The organism is Streptomyces sp. NRRL S-1813, from assembly GCF_000719605.1.
Taxonomy (GTDB): Bacteria; Actinomycetota; Actinomycetes; order Streptomycetales; family Streptomycetaceae; genus Streptomyces; species Streptomyces decoyicus.
Genome location: NZ_JOHB01000001.1, coordinates 948,636 through 973,611, shown reverse-complemented (window position 1 = coordinate 973,611; position 24,976 = coordinate 948,636). Strand labels below are relative to the sequence as shown.

The following is a 24,976-nucleotide window of genomic DNA, read 5'->3' as shown; positions in this document are numbered from 1 at the left end:
CGGGCGTTGATGGCTTCCTGCTTTCTACGGGGTTTTCCGTGCCGTCCGTGTTCCTGCTGTAGAGGATTCGGGCAGCAGAGATCGCGGAGATACGCGCGACCGAAGAGCCAGGATACTGGACGGGCCCCGATAGGCCCAATCCGCTCCCGGCCTCTCCCCCGGACCGCAGGCAAGGCCGCCTACTGGCGCCCCTCCTCGTAGGCCCGGAGCTGGTCCAGGTCGATCATGCTGGTGTCGAAGAGGCTGGTCTCGTCCAGGGCGCCGGGCTGCGCGGGGTGGCCGTGCCGGGGCTGCTGGGGCACCTGCTGCTGGGGCATCTGCTGCTGGAGATGGGCGTTCGGGTCGTAGCCCTGCTGCTGGGCCTGCTGCTGCCAGTCGTAGCCGTACGGGTCCTGATGCTGGGCGTAGGGGACCTCCTGCGGCTGCTGATAACCGTAGACGTTCTGCTGCTGGTAGGCCGCCGGGTCGGTGTAGTAGCCCTGGTCCTGAAACTGGGGCTGGAGGGGCTGCTGGAGCTCCTGGGGCTGGGGTTGCGCCTGGGGCATGGGGGGCGACGCCTGAGGCATCGGGGGCGCCTGGGGCGGCTGCGGCGCCTGATCGGCGCCGATGCCCGCCAGACCGGCCAGATACTCGGCGTCGGCCTGGTGCCCGGACTGCGGATCGCCCTGCGCCGCCAGGTGGGCTCCCAGCTCGTCGATCGCCTGGGCGCCCTGGAGCTTGTCACGGCCCCGGCCGACCGCTTCGAGCGTCTTGGTCAGCACGGCCTGGAACGCCCCGAACTTGGCGTCCACATACGCGTCGGCGCGACGCCGGAGGGTCTCCGGGTCGGCGCTGCGCTCCGGGGCCTCGGTGCCGTCCTCGTCCGGGTATCCCTGGTCGTCGAGCCCGGGGCCGCGGCCGAGCAGCTTCTCGCGGCCGCGGTCGACGGATCCGATGGTCTTGGTGAGCACGACCTCGAAGTTGGCGAGCTTGCTGTCGACATAGTCGTCGGCCTCGGCCCGGATCTCCTCGGCCTCCCGGCGGGCCTCCGCGAGGATCCGGTCCGCCTCGTCCTGGGACTGCCGGGCGACCTCGGTGTCGGAGATCAGCGACCCGCGCTGGGCGTGCGCGGTCTCGATGATCCGTTCCGCCTCGGCCCGCGCCTGCTCGACCATCTGCTCCCGCCCGCCGAGCAGCTCCTGCGCCTGCGCGAGGGAGCCCGGGAGCGCCGCGCGCACCTCCTCCAGCATGGCGAGCAGCTCGGCGCGGTTGACCACGCACGATGCCGACATGGGCATGGACCGGGCACCGCCGACGGTCGCGACGATGTCGTCGAGCTTCTTCTGCACGTCCACCTTGGACTCGCCACTCTCTGAGGGGTTGGAACGACGGAACGGGACGACTGTACGTCCACGGGCCCTTCGCCCGACACCAACTGACGCCCCATCAGTCAGGCATCGGGACGGTGCGCCCGGTGCGGTGTCAGCCCTTCTTCCGCAGGCGCTCGGTGAGGGCCTCCAGGACGAACGGCGGCACCAGATGGGAGACATCACCGCCCCAGGCGGCAACCTCCTTCACGAGGCTGGAGGAGAGGAAGCTGTAGGTGGGGTTGGTGGGGACGAAGAGGGTCTCCACTCCGGACAGGCCGTTGTTCATCTGGGCCATCTGCAACTCGTAGTCGAAGTCGCTGACAGCTCGCAGCCCCTTGACGATCGCAGGGATGTCGCGCTGCTTGCAGAAGTCGACGAGCAGGCCGTGGAAGGACTCGACCTCCACGTTTCCGTACTCGGCGGTGGCCCGGCGGATCAGCTCCATCCGCTCGTCGACCGTGAACAGCCCCTGCTTGGACTGGTTGATCATCACGGCGACGTGGACGACGTCGTACAGCTTGGAGGCACGGGCGATGATGTCCAGGTGCCCGTTGGTGATGGGGTCGAACGACCCCGGACAGACGGCGCGGCGCAACTCGGGTTCCTCGCTCTCCGATCCGGTCATGACACGCTTACTGACGTCGATTCGGCAGACGTCGAAGCGGCGCGACCGTACCAAAGCGTCCCCTCGCCGTAGCGACGGGCCTTGATCGCTTCAAAACCGTCCGGCCATGGGAATGTGCCGCCTCGGGTGCTGCGCTCCACGGTGACGAGTGCGTCGTCCGCAAGCCACCCCTGACCACGGAGTGTGAGCAGGATCTCGCGGAGTTCCGCGTCGGTGACCGCGTAGGGCGGGTCCAGGAAGACGATGTCGTAGGGCTCGCCCGGGGCCGCCGCGGCAGCGGTCTGCTCGGCCTTGCCGGCCCGGACCTCGACGCCCGGGAGGCCGACCGCACGGACGTTGTCCCGGATGGTGCGCACGGCGCGGGCGTCGGCCTCGACCAGCAGGACGTGGGCGGCGCCGCGGGAGAGCGCCTCCAGGCCGACCGCGCCGGATCCGCCGTACAGATCGAGCACCCGGGCACCGGGCAGCGGCCCGTCGAGCGACTCCCAGGTGGAGAACATGCCTTCGCGCGCTCGGTCGGAGGTCGGGCGGGTGCCGTTTCCCGGTGGCACGGCCAGGCGGCGGCCGCCGGCCGTACCGGCGATCACGCGGGTCATGGGCCCGTCCTTACGTTGCGCGTGGTCGATGTGGTGGGCAGGAGCCGGGCAGGCTCCGCCGCTCCTCCACGATATTCCGTCGGCCGAGGCCCCGGGTCCGGCCGGGGCTCCCCGGGAGCGCACGGAGCGGTGATCGATCTCACGTGGCGGCGGGCGGCCCGGCACCGTGGCGCGCGGCCGGACGCCCGCCGGCCGCGCCCGGCCGGAGCCTCGGCCCGCGCTCACCCCTTGTCCAGATACTGCTCCCGTTCCTCGTCCAGCAGGGCGGACAGGGCGATCCGCAGCTCGGGGAAGCCGGTCAGCTCGGGATCGGCGGCGACCAGCGCGGTGGCCTCCTCGCGGGCGGCCGCGATCACCTCCTCGTCGTCGATGACCGCGAGCATCCGCAGCGAGGAGCGGACGCCGGACTGCGCCTGGCCGAGGACATCGCCCTCGCGCCGCTGTTCCAGGTCGATACGGGAGAGTTCGAAGCCGTCGAGGGTGCCGGCCACGGCGGCGAGCCGGGCGCGCGCCGGGCTGGCCTCGGGCATCTCGCTGACCAGCAGGCACAGGCCGGGCGCCGTGCCACGGCCGACCCGGCCGCGCAGCTGGTGGAGCTGGGAGACACCGAAGCGGTCGGCGTCCATGATCACCATGGCGGTGGCGTTCGGGACGTTCACCCCGACCTCGATGACCGTCGTCGCGACCAGCACATCCAGCTCGCCCGCGGCGAACCGGCGCATCACATCGTCCTTGTCGTCCGGCGCCATCCGGCCATGGAGCACCGCCACCCGCAGCCCGTCGAGCGGTCCCTGGGCGAGCTGCTCGGCGATGTCGAGGACCGCGAGCGGCGGCCGCTTCTCCTCGGCGTCCTCCGGTGAACTCTCCTTGGCCGCCGCGCCCTTGGAGCCCGCCGCTTTCTTCGCCCCCTTGGGCGCCTCCTCCTCGTCGCCGATCCGCGGGCACACCACATAGCCCTGATGGCCGGCCGTCACCTCTTCGCGGACCCGCTCCCAGGCGCGCGCGAGGAAGTGCGGCTTGTCCTTGGCGGGCACCACATGGGTGGCGATCGGCGAGCGTCCGGCGGGGAGTTGGTCCAGGACGGAGGTCTCCAGATCGCCGAAGACGGTCATGGCGACCGTACGCGGAATGGGGGTGGCCGTCATGACCAGGAGATGCGGCGGCTGCTTGCCCTTGCCGCGCAGCGCGTCCCGCTGCTCGACGCCGAAGCGGTGCTGTTCGTCGACGACGACCAGGCCCAGGTCGTGGAACTGCACCTTGTCCTCGATCAGGGCGTGGGTGCCGACGACGATCCCGGCCTCGCCGGTGACCAGGTCGAGCAGCGCCTGCCGACGGGCGGCGGCGCCCATGGAGCCGGTCAGCAGCACCACCTTGGTGCCCTTCTCCGCCCCGCCGAGCATCCCGCCCTCGGCCAGCTCGCCCATCATCTCCGTGATCGAGCGGTGGTGCTGCTGGGCGAGGACCTCGGTCGGCGCCAGCATCGCGGCCTGGCCGCCGCTGTCGACCACGCCGAGCATGGCGCGCAGCGCGACCATGGTGTTGTGGGTGACGGTGAAGTGGTCGGTCACATAGGCATGGCCGGGGTGCCGGACGCTGATGCACTGGACGGGCTTGCGGCCGACGTACTCGATGGCCCGGATGGTGCGCCGGAAGCCGACCCCGCCCTGCGGTCCGGCGGCGTCCCCACGCGTCACCGCAGGTTCGGGGACCTTGTCCCGGAAGAGCGGATACGCGGCCGGCAGCGCCACGGAGACGTCATACGCGCCGTCCTGTACGGGATGAAGCTCGGCACGGCCCCCCAGCGAGCGCACCAGCCAGGCGAGGTCACCGGCCGGCGGACCGGCCGCCGAGCGGTACACCGCGGCACCCCCAGCGGGCTGCCCGCCGGCATCCATCAGCCCCTGCACCACGGCCAGCCGGTCCTTGAGGGGGGCGTTGCGGTACGCGGACGGCACCCGGTCCGCCGGGCGGCCGCCGCTGCCGTCGGCCAGCGCCCTCCCCACCCCGTAGGGATCGAGCGGCCGGTCCTCACCGCCCTCCAGATCCACCGGCGTGGCCGCCGCGATGGACCACTTGGGCCGGCCGTCAGCCTCCAGCAGATCGCCCCGCAGCTCACGCGTCGTCCGTACCTGCTCGCCCGTACCGCCGGCCCCGACGATCCACAGATGCTCGTCATCGCACTCGACGACGCTCCCGTCCGAGAGCACCAGCCGCCACACCTCCCGCTCGCCCTGCGGGAAGACCCCGTCCACCACGGCGAGCTCACCACTGGGCACCACCACTTCGGTGCCGACGGTCATCTCCCCCATGGGACGGAAGCCGCGCGGAGTCAGTACCAGCGCATCGAGCGGCTGGGCCTTGCCGGAGCCCACCTCGCCCTGGAGGAGGCGGTGCATGGGGTGCTCGGTCGCCAGATCGTCGAAGATCTCCCGGCTGACCTTCTGCTGGCCGTCGGTGAGCGTGAAGGGCAGCTTGGCGTCGAAGGCATCGAGGATGCCGCCCGCCACCAAGGTCCTGGCGACCGCGGGGAGTTCGGTCTCGGCCAGGCGGCGCCGGGCGAGTGCGACCTGGAGGACGAACGCCTCGTCCCACTTCAGCCGGTCCCGCGCGGCGGCGATATCGGCCTTGGTGGCCGGACGGTGGATCTTGAGCAGCGCCTCGGTGAGCGGGACCAGTTCCCGGCCCTCACGGAGCGCTTCGGGCAGCGGATCGACGGCGTCCTGCGCGCTGGGCAGCACCGCGTCGACTGCCTTGGAGATCTTCCAGGACGCCATCTGCTGGCAGGCCGGGTAGATCGGCAGGAGCTGACTGGCGAAGGCGCTGACCGTGTCGGCTCCGCGCTCGTCCCCGTCGAGGAGCTCGTATTCGGGGTGGGCGAGCTGGAGTTTGTGGTGGAAGACCGACACCTTGCCGGCGAACATCGCGCGGCGTCCCGGGAGCAGGTCCTTGTGGGGCTTGTGAATGCCCTTGCCGAAGAAGACCAGCCGGAGCCGGCCGCTGCCGTCGGTGAGCGTCACTTCGAGGCGCTGTCCCCGGCCGCCGTTGAACTTCATCACCCGGGCATCCGCGACCTGCGCGACGACCGTGACATGTTCGTCCAGCGGGAGGTCGGCGAGCCGGGTCAGCTCGCCGCGCTCGGCATAGCGGCGCGGATAGTGATGCAACAGATCGCCGACCGTTTGCAGGTCGAGATGCTCGGCCAGCACCTTCGCGGTGGTGCCACCGAGGATTTTCTTCAGAGGTTCGTCGAGCGCTGCCACGCATCTATTGCACACCACGCCTGTGACAATCGTGGCCCGCTCCCCGGCCCGGCGCGCTCACACGGGCCCTGCGCGCTCACTCCACGCCGATGAGCAGCGGCGCGGCATGCTGGCCGCCGTCGTAGACGACCGTGTCCACGGCGAGATGGTGCTCGCGGACATAGCCTTCCAGTTGCTCGGCGAGCCCGTCGGGCACCTCCGCGCCGAGGACCAGGGTCACCATCTCCCCGCCCGCGGACAGCATCCGGTCGAGCACGGTCATCGCGGTACCGGTGAGCTCGGAGCCGATCACCACGACGTCCCCGTCGATCAGGCCGAGGACGTCCCCGGCCTGGCAGACGCCTGCCATCGTCCACGACTGCCGCTCGGCGAGGGCCAGCTCGGCGTAGCGGGTGGCCCCCGCGGCCGCGGTCATCGCGACCACGTCCTCGTCGAAGCTGCGGCCCGGTTCGTGCACCGCCAGCGCCGCGATGCCCTGGACGGCGGAGCGGGTGGGGATCAGGGCGACCCGTACGCCTTCGGTGCGGGCCTGTTCGGCGGCGGCCGCAGCGGTGTGCCGCAGGTCGTGGTCGTTCGGCAGCAGCATCACCTCACGGGCGTGCGCCTGCCGGATCGCCTGCACCAGTTCGCCGCTGGCGGGCGGCTCTCCGGGGCGTACGGAGACAGGGGTCGCGCCGGCCTCCGCGCACAGTGCGGCGAGCCCGGCGCCGGGCACCACCGCGACCACGGCACGCGCCGTCATCTCCGGCTCCTTGGCGCGGGCACCGCCGAAGTGCTGGATACGGATCCGGTAGGGGCGGCCCGCCTCGATACCGGCCTCCACGGCGGCGCCCGCGTCGTCGACATGGACATGGACGTTCCACAGACCGTCCCCGCCGCCCACCACCAGCGAGTCACCGAGCCCGTCGAGCCGGGCCCGCAGCCGCGCCACAGCGGTGTCGTCGGCCTCCAGCAGATAGATCACCTCGAAGGCGGGCCCGTCCGGCTCCGCGCAGCCGGCCGCCGCCACCCGGCCCGCGGCCTCGCAGCCGGCCGCCTCGGGAAGCGGGGCGTCGGCCCGTACGGCGACCGGCGCCGCCGAGACCTCACCGGAGAGCACATCGGCGAGCGCGCCCAGCAGCGCGACGAGCCCGCAGCCGCCGGCGTCCACGACACCGGCCCGACCCAGAACCGCGAGCTGCCCGGGGGTCGCCCGGAGGGCGGTCCGTGCCCCCTCATGGGCGGCGCGGGCGACCTCGGCGGCTCCGGCGGCTTCGCCCGCGGCCCGCTCCGCGGCGTCGGCGGCGGCGGTCGCCACCGTCAGCACGGTGCCTTCCACGGGGTGCGCGACGGCCTCGTACGTCGATGCGGCGGCCCGGCGCAGCGCCCGGCACAGCGCGTCCGCGGAGCCGTCGGTGGCGGCCAGCACCTCGGTCATCCCGCGCAGCAGCTGCGCCACGATCGTGCCGGAGTTGCCGCGCGCCCCGATGAGGGCGCCGTGCGCCATGGCCCCGATGGCGTCCGCGAGGCGGGGCGCGGTGCCGGCCGAGGCGTGCCCGTCGAAGGCGGCCTCGACCGCGCGGGCGGCCGATTCGAGTGTCAGATAGAGGTTGGTGCCGGTGTCGCCGTCGGCCACCGGGTAGACGTTGATCGCGTCGATCCGCTCGCGTTCCCGGCCGAGCGCCTCCAGCGCGAGCCCGCACCAGGAGCGGACCGCGGCGGCGTCGAGCGGGTACGGCACGTCGTCCTCCTGGGTCACGGGATGCACCGCACAGTAGCCGCGCTCCGGCAGGAGGGCCGGGGCGGGGGCCCGGGGGCGCGTGGTAGTTTCGTTCTACGGGAGCGGTCGTTGTATGCTGCTCCGGTTGCCCGATGAGAATCGGGCCATTCCTCTCCTGACGGTGCCGTTCGGGCAATGCACTCGGCTCGTCGGGATTTCACCGTAAGTGCATCTGAAGTCTTTGGAGTGACCCGTGGCTGCCAACTGCGACGTCTGCGGCAAGGGGCCGGGCTTCGGCAAGAGTGTCTCGCACTCGCATCGCCGTACCAACCGTCGTTGGAACCCCAACATCCAGACGGTGCGTGCAGTGATCGGGCGCACGCCGAAGCGGCTGAACGCCTGCACCTCGTGCATCAAGGCCGGCAAGGTCTCGCGCTGACGCCTAAGCCGTAGCGCAGCCCAACCGGTTGCTTGCGAAGCCGGTCCACCTTCGGGTGGACCGGCTTCTGCCTTTCCCGGGGCCGGGCGCCGCAGACGCTGCGCCCGTGGGGCCCCGGTGCCTGCGGTCAGTGCGCGTCGCGCCAGCGCCAGCCGTGGTCCACGGGCCCGATGCCCGCGCCCAGCCGGAAGCCGGCCGCTAGGGCGCCGGTGACATAGTCCTTCGCCGCCGCGGCGGCCTGCGGGACGGTGTCCCCCTTGGCGAGCTGCGCGGCGAGCGCGCTGGCGAGGGTGCAGCCGGTGCCGTGGGTGTGCCGGTTGTCGTGGCGGGGGGCGCGCAGCCAGTGCTCCTCGGTGCCGTCGGTGAGCAGATCGACGGCGCTGCCGCCGTCCCCGTGCCCGGCCGTCAGATGGCCGCCCTTGATGAGCGCCCAGCGTGGCCCGAAGTCGAGGACCGCGGCGGCAGCCCGGCGCATATCGGCCTCCTCCTCGACGCGGATCCCGGTCAGCTGCGCGACCTCGTCCAGGTTGGGGGTGGCAACGGTGGCGGTCGGCAGCAGCGCGGTGCGGACCGCGTCCAGGGCGGTGGCGGCGAGCAGTGCGTCGCCGTGCTTGGAGACCCCTACGGGGTCGACGACCACCGGTACCCGCAGTTCGGCGAGCAGTTCGGCGACGGTCTCGACGAGTTCGGCCGAGGAGAGCATCCCGGTCTTCACCGCCTGCACGCCGATGTCGTCGACGACGCTGCGGAACTGGGCCCGTACGGCCTCGGCCGGCAGCTCCCACGCGCCCTGTACGCCCAGGGAGTTCTGAGCGGTGACGGCGGTGAGCACGCTCATGCCGTGGGTGCCGAGCGCCAGCATCGTCTTCAGGTCGGCCTGGATGCCCGCGCCGCCGCCGGAGTCGGACCCGGCGACGGTCAGGACGCGTGGAGGTATGTGCATACCGCCGAATCTACTCGGCGGCACCCCGCGGACCTGCGGGCGCCCGTACCGGCTTCGCCCGTACCCGCGTCGTCCGTGGTCCGTACGGGACCTATTCGGCGTCCCCGTTGTCCCCGAAGTGGTCCCAGCCGGCCTTGGCCCACGGGGCGCCGTCCACCGTCACCTGGGGCAGCGCGGAGGGGTTGAGCACCTCGCCGATGACCTTCCACCGGGCGGGCAGCTTCACATCGGGCGGGAAAGTGGCCACGATCGCATGATCCTCGCCGCCGTTGAGCACCCACTGCATCGGGTCCACACCCACGGCCGTGCCGATGTCGGACATCTGCGAGGGGATGTCGATACCGGCGGAGCGCAGATCGATCCGGACCTTGCTGGCCTCGGCGATGTGCCCGAGGTCGGCGACCAGTCCGTCGCTGACGTCGGTCATGGCGGTGGCGCCGAGTCCGGCGGCCGCCGGGCCCGCGTGGTACGGCGGCTCGGGGCGGCGGTGGGCCTCCACGAAGGCGCGCGGCGAGCGGAAGCCGCGGGAGAGGACGGCGTGCCCGGCGGCGGACCAGCCGAGCCAGCCGGTCACCGCGACCACATCGCCGGGCTGGGCACCGGCGCGGGTGACCGGCTCCTGGTTGCGCAGATCGCCGAGCGCGGTGATCGCGACGGTGATGGTGTCACCGCGTACGACGTCCCCGCCGACGACCGCGGCGCCGGCCACCTGGCATTCGTCGCGCAGCCCGTCCATCAGCTCGGTCGGCCAGGTCGCGGGGAGCTCCGCGGGCACGACCAGGCCGAGCAGGATCGCGGTGGGCACCGCGCCCATCGCCGCGATGTCGGCGAGGTTCTGGGCGGCGGCCTTGCGGCCGACGTCGTAGGCGGTGGACCAGTCGCGCCTGAAGTGCCGGCCCTCCAGGAGGATGTCGGTGCTGGCGACCACCCTCCGGTCCGGCGCGGTGACCACCGCGGCATCGTCACCCGGCCCGATCCGTACGGCCGGAGTGGTGGTGAGCCGGGAGGTGAGCTCCCTGATCAGCCCGAACTCCCCCAGCTCGCCCACGGTGCCCTTCATGCTGTTGCCCTTCCCATGTGTACGGACGGTCCGTACGTGGCTGACGACTGTGCCGCACTTGCCGAGTTCACCGCGCGGGTCTCCCCGCTCCGCTCGGTGACGCGGTACCGTGGCGTCCCTTCTTCCCACATGATCCTCGTGGCCGCCCTGGAGGTTCCGTGGTACAGGCCTACATCCTGATCCAGACCGAGGTCGGCAAGGCCTCGGCGGTAGCTGAGACGATCTCCACGATCCATGGTGTGCTTCAGGCCGAGGACGTGACCGGGCCCTATGACGTCATCGTGCGCGCACAAGCCGAAACCGTCGATGAGCTGGGCCGCATGGTGGTCGCGAAGGTCCAGCAAGTGGAAGGCATCACGCGCACCCTTACCTGCCCGGTCGTCCATATTTAGCTCCCCCGTATCCTCGGCCGGGTGATCTCTACGCGCCGCCGGTACCTGGCCCTCCCCCTGCTCACGGTCCTGTTCGCCGCGGTGAGCTGCTCCGCTTCCGAAGACGTGGCCGTACCCTCCCCCAAGGGTGAGGCGGCGCGGCACTGCCGGGCGCTCCACAAGGAGTTGCCGCAGACCGTGGACGGGCTGAAGCGGGGTACTCCCGAGCCCGTCTCCGACTTCACTGCCATATGGGGCGATCCTGCCGTGAAACTGCGCTGCGGGGTGCCGAAGCCCGACGTCCTGACGTACGGGAGTGAACATTACAACCCCAAGGCCGACGCGGCGGAAGTCAATGGCGTCGAATGGCTCTTCGAGAAGCAGGAGGACGGCTATCGCTTCACGACGGTGCTCCGGAAGGCCTTCGTCGAGGTGACCGTTCCCCGGAAGTACGCGCCCGAGGTCGATGTGCTCACCGATCTCGGGCGCGCCGTGGAGAAGACCGTTCCCGTGGGGGTCTAGGGCTTCTCTCCCGGATCAGCCCGGTGCCATACGGCGACGGGCCGGGGGCCGGAACCGGCTCAGCGCAGTCCCGTGGAGCGCTCCAGCGCGGCCTGGAGGAGCCGGTCGATCAGCTCCGGGTAGCTCACGCCGCTCTCCTGCCACATCCGCGGGTACATCGAGATGGGCGTGAATCCCGGGAGCGTGTTGATCTCGTTGATCACGAACTCGCCGTTGTCCTGAAGGAAGAAGTCCGCGCGCACCAGGCCCTCGCAGGACGCCGCCTCGAAGGCCGCGACGGCCAGCTTCTGGACCTCGGCGGTCTGCTCGGCGGTCAGCGGAGCAGGCACGATCCCGTCGGCCGAGTCGATGTACTTGGCCTCGAAGTCGTAGAAGTCGTGCGCAGTGACCGGCGGGATCTCGGCCGGCACGCTGGCCCGCGGGCCGTCCTCGAACTCCAGCACCCCGCACTCGATCTCGCGGCCGCTCAGCAGCGACTCCACGAGGATCTTGGGGTCGTGCCGACGGGCCTCCTCGACCGCCTCGTCCAGGCCCGCGAGGTCGTCGACCTTGGTGATGCCCATGGACGAGCCGGCCCGGGCGGGCTTCACGAAGAGCGGCCAGCCGTGCTCGCCGGCGAAGTCCACGATCTTCCTGCGGGCGGCTGCCGGATCCTTTTCCCACTCGCGCGGGCGGATGACCTCGTACGGGCCGACCGGCAGCCCGAAGGAGGCGAACACCCGCTTCATGTAGTCCTTGTCCTGGCCGACGGCGGAGGAGAGGACGCCCGAGCCGACGTAGGGCACACCGGAGAGCTCCAGCAGGCCTTGCAGGGTGCCGTCCTCGCCGTAGGGGCCGTGCAGCACCGGGAAGACCACATCGACCTCGCCCAGCGCCTTGGGCACCGAGCCCGGTTCGCTGTAGACGACCTCGCGGTTGGTGGGGTCGACGGGGAGCACCACGCCGCCCTCGGTGGACTCGGCGAGCTCGGCAACGCTGGGCAGCCGCCGGTCCGCGATGGCCATCCGCTCGGGGTCGTCGGCGGTGAGCGCCCATCGGCCGTCGGTGGTGATGCCGATGGGCAGCACGTCGTACTTGTCACGGTCGATGGCGCGCAGCACGGCGCCGGCCGTGAGCACGGAGATCGCGTGCTCGGAGCTGCGGCCGCCGAACACGACGGCGACGCGGGGCTTGTGTGGGGAGGTCTCGCTGCTCATATCGGGTTGAGGGTACCTGCTGGTAGCCGTGGAGTCAGCGCTGCGGCGGCCGATAGTGGCGTGGTGCCTCAGTGCCGTTCGGACTTGGCGCTGCGCGACATCAGCTCCTTGAGGGCGACCATCGGCGGCTTGCCCTCGTGGACGATCTCCACGACCGTCTCGGTGAGCGGCATGTCGACGCCGTGCCTGCGGGCCAGATCCAGTACGGATTCGCAGGACTTGACACCCTCGGCGGTCTGCTTGGTGACCGCGATGGTCTCCTGGAGCGTCATTCCGCGGCCGAGGTTGGTGCCGAAGGTGTTGTTGCGCGACAGCGGCGAGGAGCAGGTGGCGACGAGGTCGCCCATGCCGGCCAGACCCGCGAAGGTGTGCGCGTCGGCGCCCATGGCGAGGCCGAGCCGGGTGGTCTCGGCCAGACCGCGGGTGATCAGGGACGCCTTGGCGTTGTCGCCCAGGCCCATGCCGGTGGCGATGCCGACGGCGAGAGCGATGACGTTCTTGACCGCGCCGCCCAGTTCACAGCCCACCACGTCGGTGTTGGTGTACGGGCGGAAGTAGGAGGTGTGGCAGGCGGTCTGGAACCGCTGGGCGACCGCCTCGTCGGCGCACGCGACGACCGCGGCGGCCGGCTGCCGGGCGGCGATCTCCTTGGCGAGGTTGGGGCCGGTCAGCACGGCGACCTGCTCCGCCGGCACCTTGGCGACCTCCTCGATGACCTCGCTCATGCGCTTGGCGGTGCCCAGTTCGACGCCCTTCATCAGGGAGACCAGGACCGTGCCGTCGGGCAGCAGGGGCGCCCATTCGGCGAGATTGCCGCGCAGCGTCTGGGCGGGCACGGCCAGCACGGCGAACTCCGCGCCGCGTGCTGCCTGTGCCGGGTCGGTGGTGGCCCGTACGGACGCGGGGAGCTCGATCCCCGGCAGATAGTCAGGGTTCGTACGGCCGTTGTTGATGGCGTCGACCAGGGCCGTCCGGCGCCCCCACAGGGTCACCTCGCATCCCGCGTCGGCGAGCACCATCGCGAAGGCGGTACCCCAGGACCCCGTGCCGTAGACGGCGCAGCGCGTCACTTGCTTTCATCCTCCTGTGCCTGCTGGGTGCTTCGGGCCTGCTGCGGGCCGACGGCCGGTTCGGTGGCGGCGGCCGCGGCCGCTGTGGCGGCCTTGGCGGCCTCCCGGGCGGCGCGGCGCTCCCGGGCGATCGCCTTGCGCCAGTCGTACGGTTCGGCCGGCGCGGGCTCGCCGCGGAGGCCGGCCAGCTGCTCGGAGATCGCGGCCATGATGACGTCGGTGGCGGCGCGCAGCACCTCGGCGGTCGGCTCCCGGTCGTAGAACGCGCTCAGGTCGACCGGCGGCCCCGCCTTCACCCGCAGCGTCTTGCGCGGCAGGAGGCGGAGCTTCTTCTCCTTGGCGTACGGCGGCATCGCGTCATTGGCGCCCCACTGCGCGACGGGGATGACCGGCGCCTTGGTCAGCAACGCCACCCGGGCGGCACCGGTCTTGCCCTGCATGGGCCACAGCTCGGGGTCGCGGGTGAGGGTGCCCTCGGGGTAGAAGGCGACGCATTCGCCCTTGTCGATGACGTCGACGGCGGCGCGGAACGCGGTCGCGGCGTCGGTGGTTTCCCGGTACACGGGGATCTGTCCGGTGCCGCGCATCATCAGGCCCACAAAGCCGCTCTTGAAGAGTCCGGCCTTGGCGAGGAATCGGGGGACCCGCCCGGTGTTGTACTGATAGTGCGCATACGAGAGCGGATCAAGATACGAGTTGTGGTTGACCGCGGTGATAAATCCGCCGTCGGCCGGAATGTGCTCCATTCCCTGCCAGTCCCGCTTGAACAGAACCAAGAGCGGCGGTTTGCAGATGACCGCGGCCAAGCGGTACCAGAAGCCGATTCTGCGGCGGGACACTGGGACACCCTCCTTGTGGGACCTGCAAAGCTGCTGCGGGCCGGCAGCCGCACAAGTGTCGCCCCAGGTACCCGCTATGTCGAGGACACCGTAACCCCGACGCTCCCGCGGAGCGGCGGCAGCAGGTGAGAATGGCGCCGATGCGAAGAGACGGAGCAGAGGCGGCCTGGAGCCTGGTCGTGCCGCTGAAACCGCTGGTGCGGGCCAAGAGCAGGCTCTCCGGGGCCGCCGGTGAGGAGTTCCGGCCCCGACTGGCCCTCGCGTTCGCCCTGGATACCGTGGCAGCGGCTCTGGCCTGCAAGGACGTCCGGGATGTGGCGGTTGTCACGGACGACCGGACGGCCGGCGAGCGCCTGGCGGCGCTGGGAGCGCGCATCGTGCCCGACACACCGGCCCGCGGGCTCAACGCCGCACTGGCCCATGGAGCGCGCGCCGTCCGGGCGCGGCGCCCGGACGCGGCGGTCGCCGCGCTGAACGCCGACCTTCCCGCGCTGCGGCCCGCCGAGCTGGAACTGGTGCTCCATTCCGCTTCGCAATTTCCCCGTGCATTTCTCGCGGATGCGGCGGATATCGGGACAACACTTCTGACCGCGACTTCCGGAGTGGAATTGGAACCGGCATTCGGAAGTGCGTCACGGGCCCGCCACCTGGCATCCGGGGCGCGCGAGATCACCGCGCCCGGGGTGCCCTCGGTACGGCGGGACGTGGACACCGGCGAGGATCTGCTGGCCGCGCTGGCACTGGGCGTGGGCCCGCACACGGCGCTCCAGGCGCCGCATCTGGCGGGCGGCGCGGCAACCGGGGCCAGCGCGCCGGACGGACCGCAGCGGCTGCTGCCGCCGCAGGTCAGAGCGTCTGGAGCGTGATCAGGGCGATATGCCGGTCGTCTCCTTCGCCGGTGACGTCGATACGGACCCGCTGGCCGGGCCGCAGCAGCAACAGGCCGCCGGCGTCGAAGGCCGCCGCATCGAAGGGCAGCGGGGTGCCGTCGTCCAGCAGCACGCTGCCGGAGCGGGTCTCGGAGTCGTACGTATACGCGGTGGCCTGCATGGAAGAGAGCCTAGACGGCCCCCGGACGCACCGCGGGCCGGGCTCCCCGAAGGGAGACCGGCCCGACGCGTGGCGTCGCCGCTGCTGAATTAACGCTTGCGCGCGGTGGTCTTCTTGGCGGTGGTCTTGCGTGCGGTGGCCTTCTTGGCGGGGGCCTTCTTCGCCGTCGCCTTCTTGGCCGGGGCGGTCTTCTTCGCCGTCGCCTTCTTGGCGGTGGTCTTGGCCGGGGCCGCCTTCTTGGCGGTGGCCTTCGTGGCGGTCTTCTTCGCCGTTGTCTTCTTGGCGGTGGTCTTCTTCGCCGGCGTGGCCTTCTTCGCCGCGACCTTCTTCGCCGTCGCCTTCTTCGCCGTCGCCTTCTTGGCGGTGGCCTTCTTGGCGGCGGCCTTCTTGATGGCGGTGCCACCGGAGAGGCTGCCCTTGGGTGCCTTCTTGACGGCGACCTCTCCGCCCTTGGGGAGCTTCTTCGAGCCGCTCACCAGGTCCTTGAACCCCTGACCGGCGCGGAAGCGCGGCACCGAGGTCTTCTTGACCCGTACGCGCTCACCCGTCTGCGGGTTGCGGGCGTAGCGGGCCGGGCGGTCGACCTTCTCGAACGAGCCGAATCCGGTGACCGAAACGCGGTCGCCGGTGACAACTGAACGGACGATTGCGTCCAGTACGGCGTCCACCGCGTCCGCGGCGTTCTGGCGGCCGCCGAGCTTGTCGGCAATGGCTTCTACGAGCTGCGCCTTGTTCACGTCTTCCCCTTCGGAGACATTGCTGGAACGAAAGATTCCAAGCTTTTTCGCACGTTAGGCAGATATATACCGCAAATCAAACACGAAACGGGCTAATCACCCTTGTGCCGCAACGAAGTCGACCTTCACGGACTTCCGTCGGCGCGCACATCTTCGGGATAGCGACCTTCGTCGAGGTCTTCCATGAAGCACTCCAGACGCCTTGCCGCGTCCGCAAGATCGTGTTTAGCCGCGGCCGTGATGACGAGCAGCTTCCGGGTCAGCGCCATCCGTACGCCCTCCGGGACTTGCAGTGTGCGCACTCTTGTATGTGCGTTCTTGAGCCGGTCGGCGACGAGACCGTAGAGCTCGAGTTGGTCGTCGCGTTCCATGCGCTAATTGTGCCATCTGCGGCGAGTTGTCGCTTCACGGGGCCTCAACAGCTGCCTGAACAAGCAGATGCGCCCCCTGCCAACTGCACAGGGGGCGCATCGTACGCAATATAGCTTTGAGCCATAAAACCCGAGGTCAGGCCTCGATAGTACGCGGCTTGAACGACGGCCTGTTCGCCTCGTAATCCACGATGGACGACTCCTCCCGAAGGGTGAGGCTGATGTCGTCCAGCCCCTCCAGCAGACGCCAACGGGCGTTCTCGTCCAGCTCGAAGTCGGCGGTGACGCCCTCGGCGCGCACCTGCCTGCCGACCAGGTCAACCGTCACCTCGGCGGCCGGGTCGGCCTCCAGCAGCTGCTGGAGCCGGTCGACGGTCTCCTGCGGCAGGACCACTGTCAGCAGCCCGTTCTTGAGGGAGTTGCCGCGGAAGATGTCGGCGAACCGCGAGGAGATGACGGCCTTGAAGCCGTAGTTCTGAAGCGCCCAGACGGCGTGTTCCCGCGAGGAGCCGGTACCGAAGTCGGGGCCCGCGACCAGCACCGTGGCGCCCTTGTACCGCTCCTGGTTGAGGACGAACTGCGGGTCCTTGCGCCAGGCCTCGAAAAGCCCGTCCTCGAAGCCGTCGCGGGTGACCTTCTTGAGCCAGTGAGCAGGGATGATCTGGTCGGTGTCGACATTGCTGCGGCGCAGCGGGACGGCCCGGCCTGTGTGGGTGGTGAAAGCTTCCATCATTCTCAGACTCCCGCGGGCGTGGCGACGGCTGCGTCGGACAGATCGGCCGGAGAGGCCAGATGGCCGAGAACCGCCGTTGCGGCGGCGACCTGCGGCGAGACCAGGTGCGTACGACCGCCCTTGCCCTGCCGGCCCTCGAAGTTGCGGTTGGAGGTGGACGCGGAGCGCTCACCGGGTGCCAGCTGGTCGGGGTTCATGCCCAGGCACATCGAGCAGCCCGCGTGCCGCCATTCGGCCCCCGCCGCGGTGAAGACCTTGTCCAGGCCCTCGGCCACGGCCTCCAGGGAGACCCGGACCGAGCCCGGGACGATCAGCATCCGCACGCCGTCGGCGACCTTGCGGCCCTCCAGGATGTCGGCCGCGGAGCGCAGGTCCTCGATACGGCCGTTGGTGCACGAACCTACGAAGACCGTGTCCACGTTGATCTCGCGCAGCGGCTGACCCGCCGTCAACCCCATGTACTCCAGGGCCTTTTCGGCGGCGTAGCGCTCCGAGGCGTCCTCGTACGAAGCCGGGTCGGGGACGTTCGCCGAAAGCGGTGCACCCTGGCCGGGGTTGGTGCCCCAGGTGACGAACGGGGCCAGCGCGGAGGCGTCGATGTGCACCTCGGCGTCGAAGACCGCGTCGTCATCGGTGCGCAGCGTCTTCCAGTACGCGACCGCGGCGTCCCAGTCCTCGCCCCGGGGGGCGTGGTCACGGCCCTCCAGGTAGTCGAAGGTGGTCGCGTCGGGGGCGATCATGCCGGCCCGCGCGCCCGCCTCGATCGACATGTTGCAGACGGTCATCCGGGCTTCCATCGACAGCTTCTCGATGGCCGAGCCGCGGTATTCCAGGACGTAGCCCTGGCCGCCGCCGGTGCCGATCCTGGCGATGATCGCCAGGATGAGGTCCTTGGCCGTCACACCATCGGGCAGCTCGCCGTCCACGGTGATCGCCATGGTCTTGAAGGGCGCCAGGGGCAGCGTCTGGGTGGCCAGGACGTGCTCGACCTGGCTGGTGCCGATGCCGAACGCCAGCGCGCCGAAGGCTCCGTGGGTGGAGGTGTGGCTGTCACCGCAGACCACGGTGGTGCCGGGCTGGGTCAGTCCCAACTGCGGTCCCACGACGTGGACAACGCCCTGCTCGACATCGCCCAGCGGGTGCAGCCGGACGCCGAACTCGGCACAGTTCTTGCGCAGCGTCTCCAGCTGGGTGCGCGAGACCGGGTCGGCGATCGGCTTGTCGATGTCGAGGGTCGGGGTGTTGTGATCCTCGGTGGCGATGGTCAGATCCGTACGACGGACCTGGCGGCCGGCCTTGCGGAGGCCGTCGAAGGCCTGCGGGCTGGTGACCTCGTGCAGCAGGTGGAGATCGATGAAGAGAAGGTCGGGCTCGCCTTCCGCGCGCCGGACGACATGGTCGTCCCAGACCTTCTCCGCGAGTGTCCGTCCCATCGCTTTCCCTCCGGCCGGCCGCAGTGCCGGCCTTTCTCGTCTGTGCGTGATGCCCGCAGAAATCCCCTTGCCGGGCCTTACGCCGGGCCCTGGTCCAGGGCCACACCTACAGATTGACGACTTTCCTGGAAAACTGAACTTGCGTTTCACAGTGTGAGACGCGAGTATCGTTGCATGGACAACTCTAGCGGCGTCGGCGTTCTCGACAAGGCAGCTCTGGTTTTGAGTGCCCTGGAGTCCGGTCCGGCCACCCTCGCCGGGCTGGTCGCGGCGACAGGGCTTGCACGACCCACGGCCCACCGGCTGGCCGTGGCACTGGAACACCACCGGATGGTGGCGAGGGACATGCAGGGCCGGTTCATCCTGGGCCCGCGCCTGTCCGAGCTGGCCGCGGCGGCCGGCGAGGACCGCCTGCTGGCCACGGCCGGCCCGGTGCTCACGCATCTGCGCGATGTGACGGGCGAGAGCGCCCAGCTCTATCGCCGGCAGGGCGATATGCGGATCTGTGTGGCGGCGGCGGAACGGCTGTCCGGACTGCGGGACACCGTCCCGGTCGGCTCCACGCTCCCCATGAAGGCGGGCTCGGCCGCCCAGATCCTGATGGCCTGGGAGGAGCCCGAGCGGCTGCACCGCGGCCTTCAGGGTGCGCGCTTCACGGCCACCGCCCTGTCCGGCGTACGGCGCCGCGGCTGGGCCCAGTCGATCGGCGAGCGCGAGCCGGGCGTGGCCTCGGTCTCCGCGCCCGTACGGGGCCCCTCCAACCGCGTGGTGGCCTCTGTATCGGTCTCCGGCCCGATCGAGCGGCTGACCCGTCACCCCGGCCGGATGCACGCCCAGGCGGTCATCGACGCGGCGGCCCGCCTCTCCGAGGGCCTGCGGCGCACCGGCTGACACGGCGCGGCCCCGCCCTGCGTCCCCTCGGGGCCGGCAGGGCGGGGCCGCGTGCCTTTGCGGCTCAGGCCGCCATCCGGTCCGCGGCCCGCTCCCCGCGCCGCCCCACCGGCACCGTCCCCAGGGCCTCCCCCAGCCCGAACGACGGCATATTGATATAGATGCTCTCGTACGAGCCCGCCGGGACGACGTAGGTCTCGTGCCAGAAGCCGACCTTGTCCCGCCCCTCCCGTGCCCGCCGGTTGAACGCCGCCCAGGCCGGCCGGTGCTCGCCGCCCTGGTCCGTGGCGTACGCGAACAGCTTCTCCTTCGAGTCCCAGTACTGGAGGACGGCGAAGTGCCTCGGCAGCCCGGGAAGCAGCCGGTAGCCGATCATCCCGCTGTCCGGATCCCGGGCCAGCTCCTTGATCATGCGCGGCATGGCCAGGAACACCGGAAGCCAACTGCGCACCGCGCGCCAGCTGTTGAAGCGCATCCCGATGAGGAAGACCACCACCTCCCGCTCACCGTTCGTCGTCATCCGCCCTTGCACCGGCTTACCGCTCATGACGCCCCCTTCGACGTATTGGATAGCATCGCTATCCATGATTGGATAGTGACACTCTCCAAGGGAAGGTGCAAGGGGTATGCGACTGGCGGAGCTGAGTGAGCGCAGCGGGGTATCGACCGCCACGATCAAGTACTACCTGCGCGAGCGGCTGCTGCCTCCGGGCCGCCGGATCACCGCGACCCGGTCCGAGTACGACGAGGAGCATCTGCGGCGGCTGCGACTGGTCCGGGCGCTGATCCAGGTCGGCCGGATCCCCGTGGGCACCGCCCGGGAGGTCCTGGCCGCCGTCGAGGACGACTCCCGGGACCAGCTCTCCCGCCTGGGGACGGCCGTCGAGGCCCTCCCCCACGGCCCGGAGCCCGACGAGAGCGATCCCTCCACGGCCGTGGGCCGACGCACCGCCACCGCGCTGATGCGGCAGGCCGGCTGGCAGTTCAGCCTCGGTATCGCGGACGAATTCCCCGCTTTCCGCATGCTCGTGGGAGCCATCGCCGCACTGCACCGCCTCGGCTATGCCTGCGACATCCCGCATCTGCTGCCCTACGCGCGGCAGGCGGCGCAGCTCGCCGTCGCCGACCTGGATCTGGTCGAGGAGTTCACGACTCCGGCGGAGCAGGTGGAGGCGGCGGTGGCCCTGACCGTGCTCTACGAGCCGGTGCTGCTGAGCCTGCGCCGGCTGGCGGAGGCGGAGGAGTCCAACAAGCGCTTCGGCAGCGGCAGTTGACACGAAAAAGCCCCCCGCATGATGCGGGGGGCTTTTCCCTCTTGTACCCCCGACCGGATTCGAACCGGCGCTACCGCCTTGAGAGGGCGGCGTGCTAGGCCGCTACACAACGGGGGCAAGTTTTCTTGCAGTTGACGTGTCCCGAGGACACACTGCGCTGGGCTACCAGGACTCGAACCTAGACTAAATGAACCAGAATCACTCGTGCTGCCAATTACACCATAGCCCATGGTGGTTTAGACCAGTACCCCCGACCGGATTCGAACCGGCGCTACCGCCTTGAGAGGGCGGCGTGCTAGGCCGCTACACAACGGGGGCCCTAGCGATCCTCCACGCGACCGGAGTCGCGTGGGCTCTGCATCGTCGCATCCGGGAGCGACCCGAAGGAGACGGAGAGGAAGGATCTGTACCCCCGACCGGATTCGAACCGGCGCTACCGCCTTGAGAGGGCGGCGTGCTAGGCCGCTACACAACGGGGGCCTGGTACTGCGATCAAGAAACCTTCAGCACGGTCACGGTGGACCGAAAGATCTCTTGCTGGGCTACCAGGACTCGAACCTAGACTAACGGAACCAGAAACCGTCGTGCTGCCAATTACACCATAGCCCACCAAAACTCAACCCCCCGTAGGGGGTTTGTTTGGTTTGCGCTTTCCGGCCGGGCCTTTCGGCCCTCTCGGGCGGCGCAGGAAGAACATTACCTGATCGTGGACGGCGCACCAAAACCGGTAACTCGGCGCAAGAGCTCGGGGAGCTCCGCCAGGCCCGCGATCCGCCGCACCCCCGGCGGCAGCTCCTCCCCGGCCTTCTCCCCAGTGCCCGTACGGTCCAGCCATACGGCCCGCAGCCCTGCGTCCCGGGCGCCGAGCGCGTCGATGTCGAGCTTGTCGCCGACGTAGACCACCTCGCCGGGCGTTAGGCCAAGCGCCTTACAGGCGCCGTGGAATGCCTCCGCGGCGGGCTTGGCGTACCCCAGATCATCGGCGCAGAACACCGCCTCGAAGGACCCGCGGATCCCGAGAACCGCCAGCTTGCGCTCCTGGTTGGCGGTGGTGGCGTTGGAGAGCACGGCCTGCCGTACGAGCGGCGCCAGCGCCGCCAGTGCAGGCGCGGAATCCGGGAAGAGCGTCCAGGACGCCTCGTAATGGGCGATGTACCGGGCGAACCAGGCATCCGCCTCGGCGTCGGGGAGGAGCGGGGTCCCCAGAAACGTCCTGGCCCGGGCCCTGCGGTGATCGAGGAAGCCCACCTCGCCGGCGAGGAAGCGGGCGAACTCGGTCTCCATGACTGTCCGCCAGCGCTCCAGTGCGCCCTCCTCACCGCCGTGTGCGGCAAGGAGGCCCTCGGCCCGGAGGTGGCACAGCGCGCCGGCCCGGTCCGATCCCGTGTAGTCGAAGAGGGTGTCGTCGAGGTCCCACAGGACGGCGCGCGGGGGCATGACAACAATGTAGCGGAGCGCGCCGGACAGGCCGCGGGCCCGGAAACCGTGCGGCTTCCGGGCCCGTGGGCACTGCTGCGAGGTCAGCCGGCCAGCTTGGCCAGGGCCGCGTCGATGCGCTGGAGGGTGCGCTCCTTGCCGAGGATCTCCAGGGACTCGAAGAGCGGCAGGCCGACCGTGCGGCCGGTGACCGCCACCCGGACGGGGGCCTGTGCCTTGCCGAGCTTGAGGCCGTGCTCCTCGCCGGCGGCCAGGACCGCCTCCTTGAGGGGCTCGGGGCCGGACGTCCAGTCGGCGGCTTCGAGCGTGGCGCGGGCGGTGGTGAGCAGGGCGACCGGGTCGCCCTTCATCGCCTTCGTCCAGGACGCCTCGTCCTCGACCGGCTCCTTGCGGAACAGGAAGTCGACATTGGCGGTGATGTCGGAGAGGACGGTGAGGCGGGTCTGGGCGTGCGGGGCGATGGCCTGCCAGGCGGCCTCGTCGAAGTCCGCGGGCTCCCAGTTGGCGTGCGGGGCCTTCAGCCAGGGCTCACAGGCCGTGATGAAGTCCTTCACGTCCAGCTGCCTGATGTGGTCGGCGTTGATCGCCTCGGCCTTCTTCAGGTCGAAGCGGGCCGGGTTGGCGTTGACGTCCGCGATGTCGAACTTCTCGATCAGCTCGGGGATGGAGAAGATGTCCTGGTCCGCCGAGAAGGACCAGCCGAGCAGCGCAAGGTAGTTGAGCAGGCCCTCGGGGAGGAAGCCGCGCTCGCGGTAGAGGTTGAGGTTCGCCTGCGGGTCACGCTTGGAGAGCTTCTTGTTGCCCTCGCCCATGACGTAGGGCAGATGGCCGAAGGCCGGGACCGACGTGGCGACGCCCAGCTCGATCAGCGCCTTGTACAGGGCGATCTGGCGGGGGGTGGAGGAGAGCAGGTCCTCACCGCGCAGGACGTGGGTGATCTCCATCAGGGCGTCGTCGACGGGGTTGACGAGGGTGTAGAGGGGCGCACCGTTGGCGCGGACGATGCCGTAGTCCGGAACGTTCTCCGGGGTGAAGGTCAGCTCACCGCGCACCAGGTCGTGGAAGGTGATCGGCTCGTCGGGCATCCGGAAGCGGACGATGGAGGCACGGCCCTCGGCCTCGTACGCGGCCTTCTGCTCGTCGGTCAGCGTGCGGCAGGTGCCGTCGTAACCGGAGGGCCGGCCGGCCTTGCGGGCCGCGTCGCGGCGGGCGTCCAGCTCTTCGGTGGTGCAGTAGCAGTGGTACGCGTGGCCGGCGGCGAGGAGCTTGTCGGCGACGTCCTTGTAGATGTCCATGCGCTGCGACTGGCGGTACGGCACGTGCGGGCCGCCGACCTCGGGGCCCTCGTCCCAGTCGAAACCGAGCCAGTGGAAGGAGTCCAGCAGCTGGTTGTAGGACTCTTCGGAGTCGCGGGCCGCGTCGGTGTCCTCGATCCGGAAGACCAGGGAGCCCTTGTTGTGCCGCGCGTAGGCCCAGTTGAACAGGGCGGTACGGATCAGGCCGACGTGGGGGTTACCGGTCGGGGAGGGACAGAAACGGACGCGGACGGGGGTCGCGTTAGCCACGCTTGATCACCTTGTTGGTGAGAGTGCCGATGCCTTCGATGGTGACGGCGACCTCGTCGCCGACGTTGAGGGGGCCCACTCCGGCCGGGGTGCCCGTGAGGATGACGTCGCCGGGGAGCAGGGTCATGGCCTCGGTGATGTGGACGATCAGGTCCTCGACCGGGCGGACCATGTCGCTGGTGCGGCCCAGCTGCCGCTGTTCGCCGTTGACCGTGCACTGGACGGCGAGGCCCGCGGCGATGTCCTCGGGGGTGAGGCCGGTCTCGACCCAGGGGCCGAGCGGGCAGGAGCTGTCGAAGCCCTTGGCCCTGGCCCACTGCTTCTCGCGCTGCTGCACATCGCGTGCGGTGATGTCGTTGGCGCAGGTGTAGCCGAGGATGACGTCCTTGGCGCGCTCGCGGGGCACCTCACGGCACATGCGGCCGATGACGACGGCGAGCTCCGCCTCGTGGTGCACCTCCTGGGAGAAGGAGGGGTACGCGATGGGGTCGCCGGGGCCGATCACCGAGGTGGACGGCTTGAAGAAGGTGACCGGTACGTCCGGGACGGCGTTGCCCAGCTCGGCGGCGTGCTCGGCGTAGTTGCGGCCGATCGCCACCACCTTGTTGGGCAGGACTGGCGGCAGCAGCCGGACCTTGTCGAGGGGGACCTTCTGCCCCGAGCGCTCGAATTCTGCGAAGGGATGCCCCTTGATGACGTCGAGTTCGTCGCCTTCGAGGACGCCGAAGCCGACGTTGCCGTCGATGGAGAATCTGGCGATGCGCACGGGTTGCCGCTGCCCCTCATTGATCACTGGCCGGAGTTGACACTCCAGGCTATCGCGGGGCTGCTGCCGATCCGGCGACGTCCTACGCCGGGACGTTCTGCGCGGGGGCGTCCATCAGGACGGTGCGGCGGGGGTTGGCGGTCTGGGCCGGCAGGTCGATGGTGTGCTCCGGCGCCTGGATGACCTCGGTGCCGAGCTCGTCGGCGTCGTTGAGGTGGGCCAGGGTGGTGCGCCGCGGGTTGGCTATGTTGCGGAACATCATCGTCGTCTTCACTGCTGCATGCCTCGCGTCATCAAAGATCGGGAAAGGGCCTGAGGAAAGCTGCCTTGTCACATAGGGCAACTGTGTAAAGCGTCAGGCTATGCAGCCTATTCCCTGCGGCGTCCGGGGAATCTCCACGATCTTCTTGTGAGTTTGCTCACGAAGTGTGCGACAAATGCCGCATTTCCCATGATCAACATCCCTGGGCGAATCGGACAATGGCGGATTGAAGTGCACGTTCCACTCCCGATCACCGCACCTGGGGCAGCCTGCACAGGCGAACGACTCGCGGGTAAAAGTCCGTTATCGACGGGGGAACGTTCTACAAGTCGTGACGTGCTCCGTACATTGCGTCACCCAAGTCACAGTGCGCGCCTCCGCTCTTGTTGGAGATCCTGCACTGTGCTGGAATTCCACGGACCGCCGCACGTTTCAGCCGGCGCGCAGGGCGCAACGTAGCGCCGCGCGGTGGTGCCGTTCTCTCGGCC

26 protein-coding genes and 5 tRNA genes are annotated in these 24,976 nt (G+C 70.2%); 6 read left to right on the top strand and 25 right to left on the bottom strand.

Annotation, left to right across the window (positions count from 1 at the left end):
• Positions 1–179: 179 nt before the first annotated feature.
• From IF67_RS0104425 to IF67_RS0104405, 5 genes are all read right to left on the bottom strand, one after another.
• The gene (locus tag IF67_RS0104425; RefSeq protein WP_030982272.1) at positions 180–1,334 is read right to left on the bottom strand and encodes an ATP synthase F0 subunit B; all 1,155 of its coding nucleotides are present in this window, start codon (positions 1,332–1,334) and stop codon (positions 180–182) included.
• A 127-nt stretch (positions 1,335–1,461) separates the two neighbouring features.
• Positions 1,462–1,944 carry a pantetheine-phosphate adenylyltransferase gene (gene coaD / locus IF67_RS0104420; protein ID WP_199812679.1) on the bottom strand — a complete coding sequence of 161 codons (483 nt, stop codon included), beginning with the start codon at positions 1,942–1,944 and terminating at the stop codon, positions 1,462–1,464.
• Between the two features lie 26 nt (positions 1,945–1,970).
• Positions 1,971–2,570, bottom strand: a complete 600-nt coding sequence (gene rsmD, locus IF67_RS0104415; RefSeq protein WP_030982268.1) for a 16S rRNA (guanine(966)-N(2))-methyltransferase RsmD — start codon at positions 2,568–2,570, stop codon at positions 1,971–1,973.
• A gap of 221 nt (positions 2,571–2,791) precedes the next feature.
• Positions 2,792–5,830: a helicase-related protein gene (locus IF67_RS0104410; protein ID WP_030982266.1), complete on the bottom strand. Its 3,039-nt coding sequence runs from the start codon at positions 5,828–5,830 to the stop codon at positions 2,792–2,794.
• Positions 5,831–5,906: 76 nt separating this feature from the next.
• The gene (locus IF67_RS0104405; RefSeq protein ID WP_037838775.1) at positions 5,907–7,568 is read right to left on the bottom strand and encodes a DAK2 domain-containing protein; all 1,662 of its coding nucleotides are present in this window, start codon (positions 7,566–7,568) and stop codon (positions 5,907–5,909) included.
• 214 nt (positions 7,569–7,782) lie between these two features.
• Between IF67_RS0104405 and rpmB the strand changes: the two genes are divergently transcribed.
• A complete protein-coding gene (gene rpmB / locus IF67_RS0104400; protein ID WP_018087178.1) occupies positions 7,783–7,968 on the top strand; it encodes a 50S ribosomal protein L28 in 186 nt (61 codons plus the stop codon).
• A 127-nt stretch (positions 7,969–8,095) separates the two neighbouring features.
• Here the strand turns inward: rpmB and thiD are convergent, their stop codons facing one another.
• Positions 8,096–8,911: a bifunctional hydroxymethylpyrimidine kinase/phosphomethylpyrimidine kinase gene (gene thiD / locus IF67_RS0104395; RefSeq protein WP_030982263.1), complete on the bottom strand. Its 816-nt coding sequence runs from the start codon at positions 8,909–8,911 to the stop codon at positions 8,096–8,098.
• Between the two features lie 91 nt (positions 8,912–9,002).
• A complete protein-coding gene (locus IF67_RS0104390; RefSeq protein WP_030982262.1) occupies positions 9,003–9,971 on the bottom strand; it encodes a thiamine-phosphate kinase in 969 nt (322 codons plus the stop codon).
• Between the two features lie 158 nt (positions 9,972–10,129).
• Here IF67_RS0104390 and IF67_RS0104385 point away from each other — a divergent pair, with 158 nt between their 5' ends.
• Positions 10,130–10,363 carry an Lrp/AsnC ligand binding domain-containing protein gene (locus IF67_RS0104385; RefSeq protein WP_030982260.1) on the top strand — a complete coding sequence of 78 codons (234 nt, stop codon included), beginning with the start codon at positions 10,130–10,132 and terminating at the stop codon, positions 10,361–10,363.
• Positions 10,364–10,384: 21 nt separating this feature from the next.
• Positions 10,385–10,864 carry a DUF3515 domain-containing protein gene (locus IF67_RS0104380; RefSeq protein WP_037838658.1) on the top strand — a complete coding sequence of 160 codons (480 nt, stop codon included), beginning with the start codon at positions 10,385–10,387 and terminating at the stop codon, positions 10,862–10,864.
• A 59-nt stretch (positions 10,865–10,923) separates the two neighbouring features.
• Here the strand turns inward: IF67_RS0104380 and IF67_RS0104375 are convergent, their stop codons facing one another.
• The 3 genes from IF67_RS0104375 to IF67_RS0104365 all read right to left on the bottom strand — a co-directional run bounded on the left by IF67_RS0104375 (position 10,924) and on the right by IF67_RS0104365 (position 13,969).
• The gene (locus tag IF67_RS0104375; RefSeq protein ID WP_030982255.1) at positions 10,924–12,060 is read right to left on the bottom strand and encodes a D-alanine--D-alanine ligase family protein; all 1,137 of its coding nucleotides are present in this window, start codon (positions 12,058–12,060) and stop codon (positions 10,924–10,926) included.
• Between the two features lie 68 nt (positions 12,061–12,128).
• Entirely contained in the window at positions 12,129–13,130 is a 1,002-nt protein-coding gene (locus IF67_RS0104370; RefSeq protein WP_030982253.1) for an NAD(P)H-dependent glycerol-3-phosphate dehydrogenase, read from the bottom strand.
• On the bottom strand, positions 13,127–13,969 hold the full coding sequence (locus tag IF67_RS0104365) for a lysophospholipid acyltransferase family protein (protein ID WP_030982251.1): 843 nt from the start codon (positions 13,967–13,969) through the stop codon (positions 13,127–13,129). The genes IF67_RS0104370 and IF67_RS0104365 overlap by 4 nt, the downstream gene beginning before the upstream one ends.
• 140 nt (positions 13,970–14,109) lie before the next feature.
• Between IF67_RS0104365 and cofC the strand changes: the two genes are divergently transcribed.
• Positions 14,110–14,835, top strand: coding sequence for a 2-phospho-L-lactate guanylyltransferase (gene cofC / locus IF67_RS0104360; RefSeq protein WP_030982250.1), 726 nt, complete (start codon positions 14,110–14,112; stop codon positions 14,833–14,835).
• Here cofC and IF67_RS0104355 read toward each other — a convergent pair.
• From IF67_RS0104355 to leuC, 5 genes are all read right to left on the bottom strand, one after another.
• A complete protein-coding gene (locus IF67_RS0104355; protein WP_030087845.1) occupies positions 14,816–15,019 on the bottom strand; it encodes a hypothetical protein in 204 nt (67 codons plus the stop codon). The two genes, cofC and IF67_RS0104355, sit on opposite strands and share 20 nt — an antisense overlap.
• Before the next feature lie 89 nt (positions 15,020–15,108).
• Entirely contained in the window at positions 15,109–15,756 is a 648-nt protein-coding gene (locus IF67_RS0104350) for an HU family DNA-binding protein (protein WP_030982247.1), read from the bottom strand.
• A 125-nt stretch (positions 15,757–15,881) separates the two neighbouring features.
• Complete coding sequence (locus tag IF67_RS0104345; RefSeq protein WP_030982245.1) at positions 15,882–16,127, bottom strand: hypothetical protein; 246 nt, start codon at positions 16,125–16,127, stop codon at positions 15,882–15,884.
• A 136-nt stretch (positions 16,128–16,263) separates the two neighbouring features.
• Positions 16,264–16,857 (bottom strand): 3-isopropylmalate dehydratase small subunit, encoded by a 594-nt coding sequence (leuD, locus tag IF67_RS0104340; protein ID WP_030982243.1) that lies wholly within the window; start codon positions 16,855–16,857, stop codon positions 16,264–16,266.
• 5 nt (positions 16,858–16,862) lie between these two features.
• A complete protein-coding gene (gene leuC / locus IF67_RS0104335; RefSeq protein ID WP_030982241.1) occupies positions 16,863–18,293 on the bottom strand; it encodes a 3-isopropylmalate dehydratase large subunit in 1,431 nt (476 codons plus the stop codon).
• A gap of 174 nt (positions 18,294–18,467) precedes the next feature.
• On the opposite strand from leuC, the gene ndgR reads away from it, so the two are divergent.
• Complete coding sequence (gene ndgR / locus IF67_RS0104330) at positions 18,468–19,184, top strand: IclR family transcriptional regulator NdgR (protein WP_030982239.1); 717 nt, start codon at positions 18,468–18,470, stop codon at positions 19,182–19,184.
• Positions 19,185–19,248: 64 nt separating this feature from the next.
• Here the strand turns inward: ndgR and IF67_RS0104325 are convergent, their stop codons facing one another.
• Positions 19,249–19,731 carry a DUF4188 domain-containing protein gene (locus IF67_RS0104325; protein WP_030982238.1) on the bottom strand — a complete coding sequence of 161 codons (483 nt, stop codon included), beginning with the start codon at positions 19,729–19,731 and terminating at the stop codon, positions 19,249–19,251.
• A gap of 79 nt (positions 19,732–19,810) precedes the next feature.
• On the opposite strand from IF67_RS0104325, the gene IF67_RS0104320 reads away from it, so the two are divergent.
• Positions 19,811–20,458 (top strand): MerR family transcriptional regulator, encoded by a 648-nt coding sequence (locus IF67_RS0104320; protein WP_030982236.1) that lies wholly within the window; start codon positions 19,811–19,813, stop codon positions 20,456–20,458.
• A 44-nt stretch (positions 20,459–20,502) separates the two neighbouring features.
• Here the strand turns inward: IF67_RS0104320 and IF67_RS0104315 are convergent.
• The 9 genes from IF67_RS0104315 to IF67_RS0104275 all read right to left on the bottom strand — a co-directional run bounded on the left by IF67_RS0104315 (position 20,503) and on the right by IF67_RS0104275 (position 24,500).
• Positions 20,503–20,575, bottom strand: a tRNA-Glu gene (locus tag IF67_RS0104315).
• A gap of 40 nt (positions 20,576–20,615) precedes the next feature.
• Positions 20,616–20,687, bottom strand: a tRNA-Gln gene (locus IF67_RS0104310).
• Positions 20,688–20,703: 16 nt separating this feature from the next.
• A tRNA-Glu gene (locus tag IF67_RS0104305) sits at positions 20,704–20,776 on the bottom strand.
• Positions 20,777–20,865: 89 nt separating this feature from the next.
• A tRNA-Glu gene (locus IF67_RS0104300) sits at positions 20,866–20,938 on the bottom strand.
• A 57-nt stretch (positions 20,939–20,995) separates the two neighbouring features.
• A tRNA-Gln gene (locus tag IF67_RS0104295) sits at positions 20,996–21,067 on the bottom strand.
• A gap of 87 nt (positions 21,068–21,154) precedes the next feature.
• Positions 21,155–21,895, bottom strand: coding sequence for an HAD family hydrolase (locus IF67_RS0104290; protein WP_030982235.1), 741 nt, complete (start codon positions 21,893–21,895; stop codon positions 21,155–21,157).
• 83 nt (positions 21,896–21,978) lie between these two features.
• The gene (gene gltX, locus IF67_RS0104285) at positions 21,979–23,460 is read right to left on the bottom strand and encodes a glutamate--tRNA ligase (RefSeq protein ID WP_030982233.1); all 1,482 of its coding nucleotides are present in this window, start codon (positions 23,458–23,460) and stop codon (positions 21,979–21,981) included.
• Positions 23,453–24,226 (bottom strand): fumarylacetoacetate hydrolase family protein, encoded by a 774-nt coding sequence (locus tag IF67_RS0104280; protein WP_030982232.1) that lies wholly within the window; start codon positions 24,224–24,226, stop codon positions 23,453–23,455. Before IF67_RS0104280 ends, gltX begins: the two co-directional genes overlap by 8 nt.
• An 82-nt stretch (positions 24,227–24,308) precedes the next feature.
• Positions 24,309–24,500 (bottom strand): hypothetical protein, encoded by a 192-nt coding sequence (locus tag IF67_RS0104275; protein ID WP_030982230.1) that lies wholly within the window; start codon positions 24,498–24,500, stop codon positions 24,309–24,311.
• Positions 24,501–24,976 lie beyond the last annotated feature (476 nt).

Excerpts from the sequence above, each read along its gene's own strand:
- IF67_RS0104375 (WP_030982255.1), bottom strand. The coding sequence starts at position 12,060 with ATGAGCAGCGAGACCTCCCCACACAAGCCCCGCGTCGCCGTCGTGTTC.
- IF67_RS0104355 (WP_030087845.1), bottom strand. The coding sequence starts at position 15,019 with ATGCAGGCCACCGCGTATACGTACGACTCCGAGACCCGCTCCGGCAGC.
- ndgR (WP_030982239.1), top strand. The coding sequence starts at position 18,468 with ATGGACAACTCTAGCGGCGTCGGCGTTCTCGACAAGGCAGCTCTGGTT.
- IF67_RS0104345 (WP_030982245.1), bottom strand. The coding sequence starts at position 16,127 with ATGGAACGCGACGACCAACTCGAGCTCTACGGTCTCGTCGCCGACCGG.
- thiD (WP_030982263.1), bottom strand. The coding sequence starts at position 8,911 with ATGCACATACCTCCACGCGTCCTGACCGTCGCCGGGTCCGACTCCGGC.
- IF67_RS0104390 (WP_030982262.1), bottom strand. The coding sequence starts at position 9,971 with ATGAAGGGCACCGTGGGCGAGCTGGGGGAGTTCGGGCTGATCAGGGAG.
- leuD (WP_030982243.1), bottom strand. The coding sequence starts at position 16,857 with ATGGAAGCTTTCACCACCCACACAGGCCGGGCCGTCCCGCTGCGCCGC.
- cofC (WP_030982250.1), top strand. The coding sequence starts at position 14,110 with ATGCGAAGAGACGGAGCAGAGGCGGCCTGGAGCCTGGTCGTGCCGCTG.
- rsmD (WP_030982268.1), bottom strand. The coding sequence starts at position 2,570 with ATGACCCGCGTGATCGCCGGTACGGCCGGCGGCCGCCGCCTGGCCGTG.
- IF67_RS0104325 (WP_030982238.1), bottom strand. The coding sequence starts at position 19,731 with ATGAGCGGTAAGCCGGTGCAAGGGCGGATGACGACGAACGGTGAGCGG.
- leuC (WP_030982241.1), bottom strand. The coding sequence starts at position 18,293 with ATGGGACGGACACTCGCGGAGAAGGTCTGGGACGACCATGTCGTCCGG.
- IF67_RS0104290 (WP_030982235.1), bottom strand. The coding sequence starts at position 21,895 with ATGCCCCCGCGCGCCGTCCTGTGGGACCTCGACGACACCCTCTTCGAC.
- IF67_RS0104320 (WP_030982236.1), top strand. The coding sequence starts at position 19,811 with ATGCGACTGGCGGAGCTGAGTGAGCGCAGCGGGGTATCGACCGCCACG.